The organism is Flagellimonas ulvae (genome assembly GCF_049333175.1).
In the GTDB taxonomy this organism is placed as follows: domain Bacteria; phylum Bacteroidota; class Bacteroidia; order Flavobacteriales; family Flavobacteriaceae; genus Flagellimonas.
Genome location: NZ_CP186325.1, coordinates 493,137 through 507,754 on the forward strand (window position 1 = coordinate 493,137; position 14,618 = coordinate 507,754).

Sequence of the window (14,618 nt, forward strand, 5' to 3'; positions counted from 1 at the left end):
ATTATGTTCGAATTCGACCAATATTTAGGATTTTTAGCGTTCTTGACCATTTTAACAATTGGCTTTTGGCTAATGATTTTCTTATTAACTTTTGTTGTCCCTTATTGGTTGTTTGGTAATCTTATTGAAATGTATAAAGAAAAACGAGCGGCTAAAAGAGCTGCACGAAACGAATAAAAAAAGGAGCTTTTAAGCTCCTTTTTTGTTTACACCTACGTTCTTCGGCTTTTGCCTTTAAATGCTCCCTTGATTGCTGAAGCACTTCAGAACTACCTCGTCTTTATTTGTTCCGTTGCATCTTTCTTAACGGGATGTTTATCAAACCATGCATTAATATAGCCATGTGTTCTTAAAAAGTTAGAAGGTTTACTTCCCGTGCCATGATATTCTTTGTTAAATCTAATCATTACAGTGGGCACCTTGTTCATTTTTAATGCTTGGTAATACTCCTCGGTTTGAGAAATCGGAGTTCGTAAATCTTCTTCTCCACACATAAGCATGGTAGGGGTTTTTACATTGCCTACGTACATCAATGGCGACCTTTTTATATGCTCACTGGGGTCTTCCCAAGGATACTTTTCAAAGTTGTAATACCATCCAGAACCATCGGTTGTACCTACAAAGGAAAACCAATTGGTAACCGGGTAGTTTACAGATGCGGCTGCAAATCTATCCGTTTGTCCTACAATCCAGCTTGTCAAGACTCCACCTCCACTTCCGCCATACACATACATCCGGCTCTCGTCAATATACCCTTTGGCCAGTATTTCATCCACTCCAGCCATCAGATCATCATAGTCATTACCAGGATAGGCATTCTGAATGGCATTGGCAAAATCATAACCGTACCCGGTGGAACCGCGAGGGTTTGTATATAGAACAACTTGGTCCTGTGCAGCATGTAACTGGAAATTATAGTTGAATCCTACATGATACATGCCATGAGGACCTCCATGAATGCGTAGTACCAAGGGATACTTCTTGTTTGGGTCAAATTGCGGAGGTTTTACAATCCAGCCTTGTACCTCTTTCCCGTCTACTGATTTATATTTGATTTCCTCTACCTCCCCAAAATCAACATTATAAAAAATATCCTTGTTAACCTCCGTAAGGCGTTTCATATCCCTCACTTTCTCCAGAGAGAAAGTAACTATGTCGCTTGGATTAGAGGGATCACTCCAAGTAGCTACAGCTCTACTACCGGCCAAATCATTCATGGATAACATATGGTTGCCAGTGGTTACCTTTTTTACTTTTCCCTTGGTATCGGCATAGTACACATTGCTTTGGCCATACTCCCTTACATTAAAGTATACTCCAGAGCCGTTGGCACTCCAAATGGCGGCACTTGGGGTTTGGTCAAGACTGTTTGTGATGCATTTCATGTTTGAGCCATCAGAATTCATAACGTACATTTTACGATCATGATAAAAGTTCTTTGACCAAGTAGACCCAATAAAAGCTATTTTAGACCCATCAGGTGAGACCCTAGGAGCAGATTCTGTACCATCACGTGAGGTTAGTTCTTGAATTTCTGAAGTATTGATATTAACCGAGTAAAGGTTAGAGTGTCCTCTTGCATATTCGGCCTCTGGTTTCTGATAGCTACTGAATATTATGGATTTGTTATTCTTGGACCACGCAATTCCTCCAGATATATCGTCATATTCACCAAATGTGATTTGTCTTGCAGTACCGCCATCGGCAGGCACGATAAAGAGTTGACGAAAACCGCGTTCAAGAAAACCGACGCGATCTTGAGTATAATCCACTTGATCGATTACTTGAGGCGATTTGGTCCAGGATGCACCTTTTGGTGGTGAAGGAACTCCTTTGGGTTTCAAGGCAGGCTCTGAATCTACGTGCATGATGAAAGCAATGTGCTTGCTATCGGGAGACCACTCCATACTCGATGGAGATTTCTCCAATTTTGTGATTTGAGTGGGTTCGCCTTCAACTCCTAGGTACTTTACAAAGATTTGCGTCCCATCCGGTTCACCTTTCTTGGTAAAGGCAATCTTAGTCCCGTCCGGAGACCATTTGCCATTGGAGCCATTCAAGAAAAATCGATTGGTTGATCCATCACTGTTCATAATCCAGAGGTCTGTCTCCCGTTTGTCATCTACGAGGTTAATCCAGGTTCTTGAGTAAAGAATCTGTTTTCCGTCTGGAGATAAAGTAGGATTGTAGGTCCACTCATAATTCTCGTAGTGATCTAATGACAGTTTCGTTTTTTCTTGTCCAATGATAGGAATAGCAATCAATACAAATAGAAGGAAGAATACATTTTTCATAGGCTAGATTTTTTGGTTTGCCAACACTTCTAAAGTTAAGAAATTTTAATGGCATGAATATAAGCCGATTAAATCTTGGGGTTGACTTTAATGCCCAATAATTATCTTTTGTGTCAACTTGCTTTGAACGGTGTAGATACATGAGATTTAATCCCCTTTGGAACTACTATAAGTTCTGCTGTACCATGACTTTTAAACAAGAAGGGTCATTGAATTCAATACCTCATGACTAAGTTGGCAATAGTGGTAGTATTGATTAAGAATTAAAAATTCCAAGAATGCTTTTTCTGTAGGGGGTTTGTTGTTTTTATGAAAAGTATGGAATCTCTAAGCTTCGTTATTCTTCAGTTTTTATAATGTTTAAATGCTTATTTAAGCCGGTTATTTGCCAATGACTCAATGACATGGGAATATTTCCAAATTGATTAAGGGAATCAAAAAAGGTTTTCAAAACAAATGGACTGTTTTGAGACTCTTGTATTCTAGCATATTCAGCCAGTGCATTTTCCATTAAACATTTACCGGTAATATAACTTGTTCCATATCCGGGTTGGCGTAAATATAAATGTTGCTCAAAAATGAGTAGCTCTTTTTCCGTTTTCATCCAACCTCGAGGAGTGTATTCACTATGAATACCTCCAGCTTCTTCCATGGTCATTTCATTGGCATGGGCATATAATGAACCTAAACCTCTGGCAGCACGCTGTGCAATCATGATGTATACAATCTCTTTGGTTCTTGGGCTATCATCATACAAACCAGCTTGCATAAACATTTCTTCAACCGCTGTAGCTACGCCTTCATTTCTTGAATCGAAAATGTTGTACAATAAAGGCCCTCTTCTGATTTCACTCTTATGAGGTTCATTGTCCATTCGGGCCAATTCAAACCAATGGTAAAAATGTGAGAACAAAGGTCTGGGGTCATAATGTTGGCCAATCCTGAAAAAGTTTCGCTTCTCCCTAGGTATATATTCTCCCAAATGCTTACGCAAGGCAGGGTCAAAATAGGGTTTCACGGTAAGGATATCTTGCTGGTCTAAAAAGTTCATCAGGCTCCTGGCAGCAGTATCGGCCATTCTATCATAGGCTTCGGGGGAGCTTGCATCAACCAACTCCGGTAGATTTCTATTTCTGTGCTCTTCCAATTTTAAGGAAGACCAGGCACGGGCGAGTTCCCGCTTCAGGATCATCACTTCGTCCTCCCAGGTCAAAGGCACCAGATGTACATTTTGCATGTACCAGGTATAATTTTCTTTGCCAATTCCTGAAGGACCCGTTTTTGATTTGGATTCCGTATCCAACCAGGAAGCGAGATTGTTAGTCGATATAATGGCTTCATCAATAAGCTTTAACAATTCCATATCATCCTGAAAAGACCCTTCCTTTTTCAGTGCTGACAGATCTGCGACCTGAGTTTGAATGTCCCTGATTCCGGCCACCCATAAATCTCTGGCATTTCCGGTTAGATTTTTCTTTGCCTGGGCATTGAGGGGGGCTATAACTTTCAGGTTTGTCATGAGCCTCTGCCTTTCTTCCATTGACAGGGGAAAGGTATAAGTCCATAGTTCGGTTGTGCTATGATGGGTTGGACCTTCATGGGCCGGTACGTCGCTTCTATAGGTCCAAACGGATTTGTAGAAGGCCGGATCACGTACCCAAGGCTTTAGGATGTGGTGATTAAAATGATAACCGTTCATCTCTGCCCAAACAATCATCCAGTCCACCCTGTTTTTTACCGGCCAATTTGTGGTGTCTATTTCTTTCAAGCTTGTCTGTAATTCGATAAACCGTGGCCAACGTTTTTCAAAGGTTTCTTTTGTGTAGTCCGGAGCTCCATCTAGGAGCGGAGGTTTTTCAAAGGACCTCCATTCTTTGAATAAGGAAACCAAATCTTTATAATCATTAGAAGTGAAGTTTAGTGTTTGGGTTTGTTTTTCATCGCTTCTTTCCTTCTTTTTGGTTTTGCAGCCAATGAACAGTGCCAGTAAAAGGAAAAGAATAAAGGTATTTGTTCTCATATTCTTTTGAATAAACTTATGATTTCGAAGCCAATAACACTATTATACATTATAGGATAAACATGCAGACATTTATACCTTGTTCCTAATTAATTGTTGCTTCTTTCTCAGTTGGAAGTTAACAAATTGCCAGTACAATGTATAATTATGGTTAGCTAAGACTTACGGCCTTTATTAAGCAAAGTTCTTTTTAGGAATAGGAAATTAGGCATCTTAAGTGCCAAATTCTTCCCCACCTCCATCAAAATCACGGTTCCGTTCCCCACCTCGTTTTTTCTTTTGATTGAACCTATAGGTAAACGAAAGGTTAAAGCTTCTAACCCTGAATTGGAATTCACTGTCTGTATTGAAAAAGGGAGTAGTAGTTTCGCTCACCCTCCTTCGGCTATTGAACACATCACTTATATTGAAAGCCAAGGAAGCCTTCTCTTGAAAAAAGTCCTTGCTAAAAGCCAGGTCCAATGAAAATATACCTTGATTTCTGGTCTGTGCATTTTCTGTGGGTCCTCTGTAAAAGACACGGGTTTGCCAATCAATACCTTTGGGCAAGGTGATTTTGTTGTTCAAGCGAATAAACCAACTCAGGTTTTCAGCATCGAAGTTTTGATTGTTGAAATCACCCCGAGTAATTAAATTGAAAATGTTCACATTTCCATTAAGATTCCATTTCCGAGTAGGTCTGTAGTTGGTTGTAATTTCAAAACCGTACCGTTCATTTTCCGCTAAATTCACCGGGGTACGCCGGAGAATATTAACTATCTCGCCATCAAAAAGTGTAGTTTCTCCTGTCTCTTCAGTAATAAATGTGATAACATCTGTGGCTCTTTGGTAGTAAATTGAGCCATTTAAGGTCAACTTCTTGAATCGTTTTAAGTAACCCAAGTCTACTTGATTGGAAAACGAAGGTGCCAAGTTGGGATTCCCTTGGAATAGATTAGTTGGACTGGACCTGGAGGGAAATGGATTCAAGAAGAAAGAACGCGGCCTTCGAATTCTTCGATTATACCCGAATTGAAAACTCTCTTCTTCATTGAGCTCATAGTTCAAATTAAGAGTAGGGAATAGTCCATTGAAATCATTTTCATTAAAATCGTTGGTCTCGAGCTGATTTACAATCTGCTTGGTGGCTTCATATCGAAGTCCTCCAAGGAAGGAAAACTTACCAAACTTGTTGCCATATTGTGAGTAAAATGCATTGATTTGTTGTTCAAAATCCAGTGAATTACTGGGGTCCGTAATACCCAGTTCGTCCAGTGTAGGACTGATAAAAACTACATCATAATCTGTATCCAATTGGTTGAAATCGCCACGGTACCCTAGTTCAAATTGAGCATTTTTCCCTAGGGGTACCACATAGTCCATCTGGAAGAACAATCGCTGCTGATCTTCGGCCGTACGAACACTTTCACTATCAAAGTCATTTTGGACAATCAGGGATTCCTCAACTTCATCACTGGTCTCGTATTGAAACGCAAAGGTCAACTTATGTTGTGAATCACCATTGAACTGAGTATCAAAATTGAATGCATATTGAAAAGTATCATCATCCTCTGTTTCAGGATCAAAACGGAATCCACTTGTAGTAACCCCACTGGAATTGGTTTGACTAAAGTTATTTGTGGTTTCACTGGAATTATTTCTATCCCTAATAAAAATAGAGTTGGTTATTGATGTATTCTCTCCAAGGTACCATTCCACACCAAAATTTGCATTCAAACCTTTACGGATTCTTTCAAAATCCCGTTCCTCACGAATAGAGTTGGTAAAAACACCATCCTGGTCTAAAAAGTCCGTATCGTTCAATGAATTCCCTGGACTTTCCCTATAGTTATAACCTGTGTTTGTAAAAATGTTGAAATCACCTGTTCTAAAATTAAGATTTCCATTAATTCCAGCTGAATTGGGGTAACCCAAATTTCCGGTAAGCGCACCATTTAGTCCTTGAAGTTTGCTTCTTCTCAATATAATATTGATGATGCCTCCCGAGCCTTCGGCATCATATCTGGCAGAGGGAGAGGTTATGACTTCTACTTTTTCAATGGATTCAGCAGGTAATTGACGTAGCGCATCGGTACTATTTAATCCAGTTATGGCAGAAGGTTTTCCGTTAATGAGGATTCGTACATCATCATTTCCTCTAAGTTGTACGTTCCCCTCCACGTCTACCGAAACGGATGGCACATTATCCAAAACATCACTTACGGTGCCGCCCCGCACAGTAAGGTCTTTTCCAACGTTATAGATTTTTTTGTCCAAACGCAGTTCTACTGTGGTGCGTTCTGCAACTACTTCAACTTCGTCCAATTGGGAAACGTCCAAACTTAAGTTGACTACACCTAAATCCGTGTCTGAACGCAGTAATTGATTTTCTAATTTATAGGTTGTGTAGGATATGTATTCAACAGAGATATTATATCTACCGGCAGGAGTTTCAACTTCAAATTTTCCTGAAACATCGGTTATGCCGCCTGTAATCACTTCTGGATTCCGTACACTTTGTAAAACCAAAGTAGCATATTCCAAAGGTTGGCCAGTATCTTTATCTATTACAGTTCCAGAAAGTTTTATCTGGGGAAGGTTTTGGGATCTTTGTGCTTGTAAAGAAGCTGCAAACAGGATGCTAAGCCCCAAGAACAGTTTTCGCATATATCACTCTTTATTCTTCTTTTTCTTTTTCTTTTTCTTTTTTGCTTTGAACCTGTTTTTTTCGAGTTCGAGATATGCTTGGTATTTGTCTTCGGGTAATCCAGATTTGAGCTCCTCATTTTGGAGCTTGTTCAATTTTTCGTATTCCTCCTGCATTTTCTTGGGCTCAAGCTGCAATATTTGGAGCTCCAATTTTTTCTGAACATACTTGGTCAAGGTGGTACGGACCACGGCTTCTTCAAAAGGGTTTAGTTCTAGCGCCTCTGTAATAGACGGCATACGCTCATTAACGACGCCTTCTGCAGTAATTGGTTCCGGTTCCTGAGGAGGGGCCTGAGCCTGAGGAACTGTGCTACGTTGTCTTCCAAATCGATTTCCAAATTGAGCACTCACGGACTGAATCCCCATCAATCCAATCATCAACAAAACTGTGGAAAGAAGTAGTGATTTTTTCATTTTGTTTTGTTTTTCTTTCATTAAGTGCAAAGAGTAGCACAATAATCATTCCCTATTTGTTCTGTAAAAATAAACTATCTACAGTATTTCTCTGATTTTTTCAACGGGCCTAGCCACAACCGCTTTATCATTCTTTATTATAATGGGTCTCTCAATAAGCTTTGGATGTTGAACCATGGCATTGACAATTTCATCATCTGTGAGCGATTTTCCTTTGAATTTTTCCTTCCATATGGATTCTGACTTTCGTACTAAATCGATAGGATTAAAACCAAGTTTTTTGATTATGGCAGTCAACTCTTCTTTGTTTATCGGATTGTCCAAATAACGAACCTCCTCAAAATCAAGTCCGCTTTCTTGCAAGAATACTAGCCCTTCTCTTGATTTTCTACATCTTGGATTATGGTAAATCTTAATCATTTTTCATTAACTATTTCAAATAAACAACTGATAGAACTATTTTTTTCATCAGACATCAGACACCAAATATCAGCATCATTCCTCTTTCTGTCCCATCATCATAAGATAGGCTTTTAAGAATTGATTGATTTCTCCATCCATCACGGCATCTACATTCCCTGTTTCCTCGCTGGTTCGTACATCTTTCACCAATTTATATGGATGCATCACATAGTTACGAATTTGGGACCCCCATTCAATTTTCATCTTGGACGCTTCAATTTCCTGACGGGCTTCTTGTTTTTTACGAAGTTCAATCTCATAGAGTTGTGACTTAAGCATTTTCATTGCTGTAGCCCTATTATCGTGTTGGAATTGCGAATCCGAACAAGAAATCTGGATTCCCGTTGGTTTATGAACCAATTGTACCTTGGTTTCCACTTTGTTCACATTTTGTCCTCCCGCTCCACTGGAACGTGCTGTTGTAATCTCAATATCCGATGGGTTAATGTCAATTTCAATACTATCATCAACTAAAGGATAGACATAAACGGATGCAAAGGAAGTATGTCTTTTGGCATTGCTATCAAATGGAGAAATACGAACTAATCGGTGTACTCCATTTTCGCCTTTTAACCAGCCAAAGGCGAACTCGCCCTCAATTTCAAGAGTTACAGTCTTTATTCCGGCTACATCACCTTCTTGGTAATTGAGTTCTTTGATTTTATAGCCGTTCTTCTCTCCCCACATAATGTACATCCTCATGAGCATTGCAGCCCAATCACAACTCTCTGTACCTCCAGCACCTGCAGTAATTTGAAGTACAGCTGTGAGTTCATCCCCTTCATCGGATAGCATGTTTTTGAATTCAAGGTTTTGGACAGCTTCCAAAGTTTTCTCAAACTGTTGCTGTACCTCAGATTCATCAACTTCCCCGGCCTGAAGAAATTCAACGAGTACTTCTAAATCACCAGCCAAGGCAGTGGCTGCATTGTAATCCTGAACCCATTTCTTTTTGGATTTTAAGGATTGCATCTGTATTTGGGCTTTTTGAGGATTGTCCCAGAAACCCGGAGCCAATGTTTTTTCCTCTTCGTTTTCTATTTCGATAAGTTTGGCATCAATGTCAAAGATACCTCCTTAACGCACCAAGGCGCTCAATAAGATCTTTCTGATGATCTGTTGTTATCATTTCGAATGAATTTCACGCAAAAATAGCGTTTCGGCATCGTAGCACAACGAAATTTACATATTTTTAAAGTCAACTTACACGAAAATGAAACACAGCTACCACCTTTCTCTTTTACTTGCACTTTTTTGTGGGTTTCTACAAGGACAAGATTTTACTAAAACCAAAAATTATCAAAAGTTTGATGGTTTTTTTGATTACTATTACGATGATTCCCAAGACAAAATCTTTTTGGAGGTTGAATCCTTGAATAGGGATTTTTTATATGTCTATTCCCTTAGTAGTGGTATTGGTAGTAACGATATTGGATTGGACAGGGGCCAATTGGGCAACGAACAATTGGTTTACTTCAAAAAGGCAGGCAATAAATTGCTTTTGGTTCAACCAAATCTAAAATTTAGAGCACTGACCAAAAACGAATTGGAAAAGAAGTCAGTGGAACAGGCATTTGCCAAATCAGTATTGTTTGGCTTTCCAATTGTGGAAGAATCCAAGGGGCACTATCTCATTGATATTACCGATTTTTTAATGCGCGATGCCCATGGGGTTTCCGCTCGATTGAAAAGTAGAAAACAAGGGAATTATAGCTTGGATAAGTCTAAAAGCGCCTTTGCTTTTGAACGCACCAAGGCGTTTCCAAAGAATGTGGAATTCGATATGACCTTAACTTTTAAGGGGACACCGCAGGGAGATTGGATTCGTTCAGTAACTCCAAATCCTAATTTGGTAACCGTTGCCCAGCACCACTCATTTATAGAATTACCGGATAATGGATATAAAAAACGGGTTTTTGACCCACGTTGCGGGTCATACCCATTCACGTATTATGACTATGCTACGCCTGTTCAAGAACCAATTTTGAAGCGTTTTGTAAGAAGGCATCGATTGGAAAAGAAAAATCCGAATACAGCGGTCAGCGAAGCTGTGGAACCTATAATTTATTACCTGGACAATGGGACACCCGAACCCGTACGTTCGGCACTTCTGGAGGGAGGAAAATGGTGGAACCAAGCTTTTGAGGCTATTGGATATAAAGATGCTTTTCAACTCAAAGTGCTTCCAGATGACGCAGACCCTTTGGATGTTCGTTACAATGTAATTCAATGGGTGCACCGCTCCACACGTGGTTGGAGTTATGGAAGTAGTGTTACCGACCCAAGAACAGGAGAAATCATCAAGGGGCATGTAAGTCTGGGAAGTCTTCGTATTCGTCAGGATTTCTTGATAGCTCAGGCTCTAATGAACAAACCTTTTGCAGAAGGTGATGACAATTACCAACCTATGTTGGAACTGGCTTTAGCTCGAATTCGCCAACTTTCTGCACACGAAATAGGGCATACCTTGGGCTTTGCCCACAATTTTGCGGCTAGTACCACCAATAGAGCCTCAGTTATGGATTATCCTCACCCACAGTTTGAATTGAATGGAAATACCATTGATTTTTCGAATGCCTATGATACTGGAATAGGGGATTGGGACAAGGTAACTGTAGCCTATTCTTATGCAGATTTTCCATCGGGCACTACCGAAAAGGAGGGTTTAAATGCAATACTAAAAAAAGCCCAGGATGATGGTCTACGCTATATTTCCGACCAAGATGCGAGACCCATGGGAGGAGCTCACGCTTATGGTCATCTTTGGGATAATGGGGCAAGTGCCTCCCAAGAACTTGAAAAGGTATTGGATATACGTAAAGTGGGCATTTCCAATTTTTCAGTAGACAATATCCGCTCTGGTGAAGCCAATTCTACTTTGGAGGATGTATTTGCACCTTTGTATTTCTTTCATAGATATCAAACTGAAGCGGTTTCCAAAATGATAGGTGGTTTGGATTACAATTATACCATAAAAGGTGATGGCCAACGAACTGTTTATCCTATAAATGCAAGCAATCAAGAAAAGGCATTAAGTGCAATTTTAAATACTTTGGATGCATCGGTGGTGGCCATTCCTAAAAATAAACTGGAATTGTTCCCACCACGAGCGATTGGTTATGGTCGTACGCGAGAATCTCTCAAAGGACGAACTGGAGTCTCTTTCGATGCCTTATCTGCTGCGGAAACCTCTGCTGATATGACCTTAGGATTGTTGTTGCACCCTGAACGTGCTTCACGTTTGATTCAACAAAAGAGCTTGGACGACAACCAAGTTGGGCTCAGTGATGTGTTTAAGGAGCTTACAATAAATACCCTTCAGAAGAAACACAGAGATGGATATTGGCAGGAAGTACAAAATACCATCAATTTTAGGGTGTTGTATCATATCATGAACCTGGCAGCACACACACAAGTACATCCTCAGGTGAATGGAATAGCTACTCAACATCTTAAAGAAGTTCGGAAAAACCTGTTAGGAGAGGCGAAAAATACAGTATCAGAAGAAATGGTAAGACGTATTGATGCTTTCCTCAAGACGCCAACTGCATTTAAAGTGATTGCTGCTCCAAAGATTCCGGATGGTTCACCCATTGGGATGGATTGTATGGAATAGAGAGGAAACTTTAATAAACCCATGAAGAAAAATCGTAAAAATTCAGAACATTATTTGTGGGGTGAAAACTGTGAGGGTTGGCATTTGGTTAAAGGAAGTGAACTGAGTGTCATTGAGGAATTAATGCCTTCAAAGACAGAGGAAGCCAAACATTACCATTCTAAGGCTCAACAACTCTTTTATGTTTTGAAAGGAGAAGCAACTTTTCAGATTGAAAGTGAAATAGTTAGGGTGCCAAGTAGAGAAGGGATTCATATCCAACCCAACCTTGTGCACCAAATACGTAACGAAGGTGAAACAGATTTAGAATTTTTAGTTATCTCCCAACCCACAACAAGAGGTGACAGAACCAATGTGAATAATATAGAATAGATGACTGTAATGAAGAAAGTAAGACTTTATACCATACTAATAGGTTGTTTACTATTCCAGTCCTATTTAATCTCTCAAAAAAAAGCAACAACTGATGGAGTTTTTGCAAATCTTATTTGGTCTGATGAATTTGAAGGTGAGGGACCAGTTGACTCTGAAAAATGGTTTCATCAAACACAACTTCCGCCTGGCGGTAGCTGGTGGGGTGGTATCATACAGCATTACACGGACCGCGAGGCCAATACGTTTGTAAAAGATGGTTATTTGCACTTGGTGGCAAAAAAGGAGAAGTTTAGAGACCAAGGAATAAAAAAAGAGTATACTTCAGCTAGGCTTAATTCTAAATTTGCTTTCACCTATGGAAAGGTGGAGATAAGGGCTAAACTGCCAGAAGGAATAGGAACATGGCCTGCAATATGGATGTTAAACACCAATATTGATGAGGATGGGGCTTATTGGGATGAAAAATACGGAACGACCAAATGGCCTCATTGCGGTGAAATTGATATTGTAGAACATTGGGGTAAAAATCAAGATTATGTGTCCAGTGCTTTACACAATGGAGATAGCTATGGAGACGCTGTAAAAAATGTTGGTGGGCAGAAAATACAAAATGCATCAAGTGAATTTCACATCTATGCTATGGAATGGACCAAAGAAAAGATGGTATTCAGCGTGGATGGCGTAACCCATTTCGAATATAATCCTAAGGTAAAAAATAAAGATACTTGGCCGTTTGATTCGAAGTATTACTTCATTCTAAACATAGCTATTGAACCTAAAATTGACCCTAGCTTTACTGAAAGCTCAATGGTAGTTGATTACATTAGGGTGTTTCAGTAGGTTTTTATACTATTTTCAAAAAGGGAGTCCAATTGAAATCCCTTTATTCGTCATTTTAAAAAGAGTAAAATGAACAGGTATTTTAGTTTTTTATTAATCTGGGTTTTACCTCTTACGGTCTGTTTAGGACAGGCAGATAGTAAAACCAAAGTATTTGCGATGATTTATACTCCAGGTGAAAATTGGAACCATGAAATCACGTTTGACCAGCAACCTTTCTTTAATGCCCATTCCAAGCATATTCAAAAGTTAAGAAAAGAAGGCAGTATTGTAATTGGCGGGAGATATTCGGATAAAGGTTTTATGCTTTTGCGCGCAAAGGACAGTATTAAAGCCATTGTTATAGTAGGGAAAGATCCCTCAGTAACAAATGGCATTTTTGATGTAGAATTGTTCGAGTTCAGTACTTTTTATAGTGGCTGCTTGGAAAGTAAACAAAGTAACTAGGATTGCTATGGAGGACTTTAAGAATATGTTTGATGAAAATTCAGGTGCTCTTGAAATGGGCCTGATTCTTCGGGATATGGTGTATCAATCGTTTCAGAATATTGAAGAATCCATTGCTGGTGGCGCAAAGGTTAAATTGGCCCTATACAGTAGGGGAGGTAAAGCAAATGTACTTTGCGGCATTCAGAAAGGTTCTGGAGATACATGTATGCTTTATGTGCATCACGTGGAATCCATAACCCATGATAGGCTTAAATTCAGTGGCAAAGGAAAACATGCAAAAAGAATTAAGTTCTCTAGTCCTGAGGAAATTCTCAAGGAGGATATTGAATGGTTGTTCTCCCAAGTGAATCAAAACTCCCCCTATTAATGGCTCTTTGCCTAAGATGAGATACAATTATTTGCCTTAAATTTCACTTTTGAATCTTAGTTTATGCAGATAAATCTCATTAGCGATACCGTTACTAAGCCCACCCCAGGAATGTTGAAAGCCATGATGCATGCACAAGTTGGGGATGATGTTTTTAAAAATGACCCTTCGGTGAATGCTCTGGAAGAAAAGGTGGCCGATTTTTTTGGAACGGAATCTGCCCTTTACTTTCCTAGTGGTACTATGACCAACCAAACGGCTATAAAATTACATACCCAACCTGGGGACCAATTGGTTTGTGACAAATATGCCCATGTTTACAACTACGAAGGTGGTGGTGTTAGTTTCAATAGCGGCGTGTCTTGCAAGTTGGTGGATGGCCATCGGGGTATGATGACTGCTGAGCAGGTTGAAAAAGCAATCAATCCGCCAGACTTTTACCACAGTCCGCTTACAAGTCTGGTCTGTATTGAGAACACCACAAACAAGGGAGGTGGAGCCTGTTGGGATTTTACTGAACTTAAAAAAATCAAAACGGTTTGCGATAGGCATGGATTGAACTATCATTTGGATGGCGCTCGACTTTGGAATGCTTTGGTGAAAATGGAAGAAGACCCTAAAGAGTATGGTAAACACTTTGATTCCATAAGTGTTTGTTTTAGTAAGGGCTTAGGGTGCCCCGTTGGTTCTGTGTTGGTAGGTAGTGAAGAGTTGATTAACAAGGCGCTTCGAATACGAAAAGTCTTAGGTGGTGGTATGCGTCAATCTGGCTTTTTAGCTGCTGCTGCGATATATGCCTTGGATCATCATATTGATCGACTTCAGGAAGATCATGAGAAAGCACAGGAAATTGGCGAAGTATTGAACGAACACAGTTTTGTGAAAAAAGTGGAGCCTATAGAAACCAATATCATCATTTTTGAGTTGGATGAGTCTCAAATATCAGAGAAGGGGTTTTTGAACAAATTGGCGCAAAAGCACATTTCTATAATTGGTATGGGCCAAGGAAAGTTGCGAATGGTTACCCACCTGGATTATACCGATGAAATGCATTCAACACTTTTGAAAACCCTGATTGAATTGGCTTAGTGT

At 39.8% G+C, this 14,618-nt stretch carries 12 protein-coding genes; 6 read left to right on the forward strand and 6 right to left on the reverse strand.

The window, feature by feature from the left end:
- Positions 1-269: 269 nt before the first annotated feature.
- The 6 genes from ACOKFD_RS02245 to prfB all read right to left on the reverse strand — a co-directional run bounded on the left by ACOKFD_RS02245 (position 270) and on the right by prfB (position 9,007).
- Positions 270-2,294 (reverse strand): prolyl oligopeptidase family serine peptidase, encoded by a 2,025-nt coding sequence (locus tag ACOKFD_RS02245; RefSeq protein ID WP_422859760.1) that lies wholly within the window; start codon positions 2,292-2,294, stop codon positions 270-272.
- Positions 2,295-2,631: 337 nt separating this feature from the next.
- Entirely contained in the window at positions 2,632-4,314 is a 1,683-nt protein-coding gene (locus tag ACOKFD_RS02250; protein ID WP_422859761.1) for a hypothetical protein, read from the reverse strand.
- 213 nt (positions 4,315-4,527) lie between these two features.
- Positions 4,528-6,960 carry a TonB-dependent receptor domain-containing protein gene (locus ACOKFD_RS02255; RefSeq protein WP_422859762.1) on the reverse strand — a complete coding sequence of 811 codons (2,433 nt, stop codon included), beginning with the start codon at positions 6,958-6,960 and terminating at the stop codon, positions 4,528-4,530.
- Positions 6,961-6,963: 3 nt separating this feature from the next.
- The gene (locus tag ACOKFD_RS02260; RefSeq protein WP_422859763.1) at positions 6,964-7,416 is read right to left on the reverse strand and encodes a hypothetical protein; all 453 of its coding nucleotides are present in this window, start codon (positions 7,414-7,416) and stop codon (positions 6,964-6,966) included.
- Positions 7,417-7,494: 78 nt separating this feature from the next.
- Positions 7,495-7,836: an arsenate reductase (glutaredoxin) gene (arsC, locus tag ACOKFD_RS02265; RefSeq protein ID WP_422859764.1), complete on the reverse strand. Its 342-nt coding sequence runs from the start codon at positions 7,834-7,836 to the stop codon at positions 7,495-7,497.
- A 75-nt stretch (positions 7,837-7,911) separates the two neighbouring features.
- A protein-coding gene (prfB, locus tag ACOKFD_RS02270; protein WP_422859765.1) for a peptide chain release factor 2 occupies positions 7,912-9,007 on the reverse strand; the annotation gives its coding sequence in 2 pieces (ribosomal slippage) (positions 7,912-8,943 and positions 8,945-9,007; 1,095 coding nt in all).
- An 84-nt stretch (positions 9,008-9,091) separates the two neighbouring features.
- On the opposite strand from prfB, the gene ACOKFD_RS02275 reads away from it, so the two are divergent.
- The 6 genes from ACOKFD_RS02275 (at position 9,092) to ACOKFD_RS02300 (ending at position 14,615) form a co-directional block, all read left to right on the forward strand.
- Positions 9,092-11,494 (forward strand): zinc-dependent metalloprotease, encoded by a 2,403-nt coding sequence (locus ACOKFD_RS02275; RefSeq protein WP_422859766.1) that lies wholly within the window; start codon positions 9,092-9,094, stop codon positions 11,492-11,494.
- A 21-nt stretch (positions 11,495-11,515) separates the two neighbouring features.
- Positions 11,516-11,866 (forward strand): cupin domain-containing protein, encoded by a 351-nt coding sequence (locus ACOKFD_RS02280; protein WP_422859767.1) that lies wholly within the window; start codon positions 11,516-11,518, stop codon positions 11,864-11,866.
- A 9-nt stretch (positions 11,867-11,875) separates the two neighbouring features.
- Complete coding sequence (locus ACOKFD_RS02285) at positions 11,876-12,709, forward strand: glycoside hydrolase family 16 protein (RefSeq protein WP_422859768.1); 834 nt, start codon at positions 11,876-11,878, stop codon at positions 12,707-12,709.
- A gap of 69 nt (positions 12,710-12,778) precedes the next feature.
- Positions 12,779-13,156 carry a YciI family protein gene (locus ACOKFD_RS02290; RefSeq protein ID WP_422859769.1) on the forward strand — a complete coding sequence of 126 codons (378 nt, stop codon included), beginning with the start codon at positions 12,779-12,781 and terminating at the stop codon, positions 13,154-13,156.
- A gap of 7 nt (positions 13,157-13,163) precedes the next feature.
- The gene (locus ACOKFD_RS02295; protein WP_298998543.1) at positions 13,164-13,526 is read left to right on the forward strand and encodes a hypothetical protein; all 363 of its coding nucleotides are present in this window, start codon (positions 13,164-13,166) and stop codon (positions 13,524-13,526) included.
- Between the two features lie 63 nt (positions 13,527-13,589).
- A complete protein-coding gene (locus ACOKFD_RS02300; RefSeq protein WP_422859770.1) occupies positions 13,590-14,615 on the forward strand; it encodes a threonine aldolase family protein in 1,026 nt (341 codons plus the stop codon).
- Positions 14,616-14,618 lie beyond the last annotated feature (3 nt).

Excerpts from the sequence above, each read along its gene's own strand:
- ACOKFD_RS02295 (WP_298998543.1), top strand. The coding sequence starts at position 13,164 with ATGGAGGACTTTAAGAATATGTTTGATGAAAATTCAGGTGCTCTTGAA.
- ACOKFD_RS02275 (WP_422859766.1), top strand. The coding sequence starts at position 9,092 with ATGAAACACAGCTACCACCTTTCTCTTTTACTTGCACTTTTTTGTGGG.
- ACOKFD_RS02290 (WP_422859769.1), top strand. The coding sequence starts at position 12,779 with ATGAACAGGTATTTTAGTTTTTTATTAATCTGGGTTTTACCTCTTACG.
- ACOKFD_RS02250 (WP_422859761.1), bottom strand. The coding sequence starts at position 4,314 with ATGAGAACAAATACCTTTATTCTTTTCCTTTTACTGGCACTGTTCATT.
- ACOKFD_RS02300 (WP_422859770.1), top strand. The coding sequence starts at position 13,590 with ATGCAGATAAATCTCATTAGCGATACCGTTACTAAGCCCACCCCAGGA.
- ACOKFD_RS02285 (WP_422859768.1), top strand. The coding sequence starts at position 11,876 with ATGAAGAAAGTAAGACTTTATACCATACTAATAGGTTGTTTACTATTC.
- ACOKFD_RS02280 (WP_422859767.1), top strand. The coding sequence starts at position 11,516 with ATGAAGAAAAATCGTAAAAATTCAGAACATTATTTGTGGGGTGAAAAC.
- arsC (WP_422859764.1), bottom strand. The coding sequence starts at position 7,836 with ATGATTAAGATTTACCATAATCCAAGATGTAGAAAATCAAGAGAAGGG.
- ACOKFD_RS02255 (WP_422859762.1), bottom strand. The coding sequence starts at position 6,960 with ATGCGAAAACTGTTCTTGGGGCTTAGCATCCTGTTTGCAGCTTCTTTA.
- ACOKFD_RS02260 (WP_422859763.1), bottom strand. The coding sequence starts at position 7,416 with ATGAAAAAATCACTACTTCTTTCCACAGTTTTGTTGATGATTGGATTG.
- ACOKFD_RS02245 (WP_422859760.1), bottom strand. The coding sequence starts at position 2,294 with ATGAAAAATGTATTCTTCCTTCTATTTGTATTGATTGCTATTCCTATC.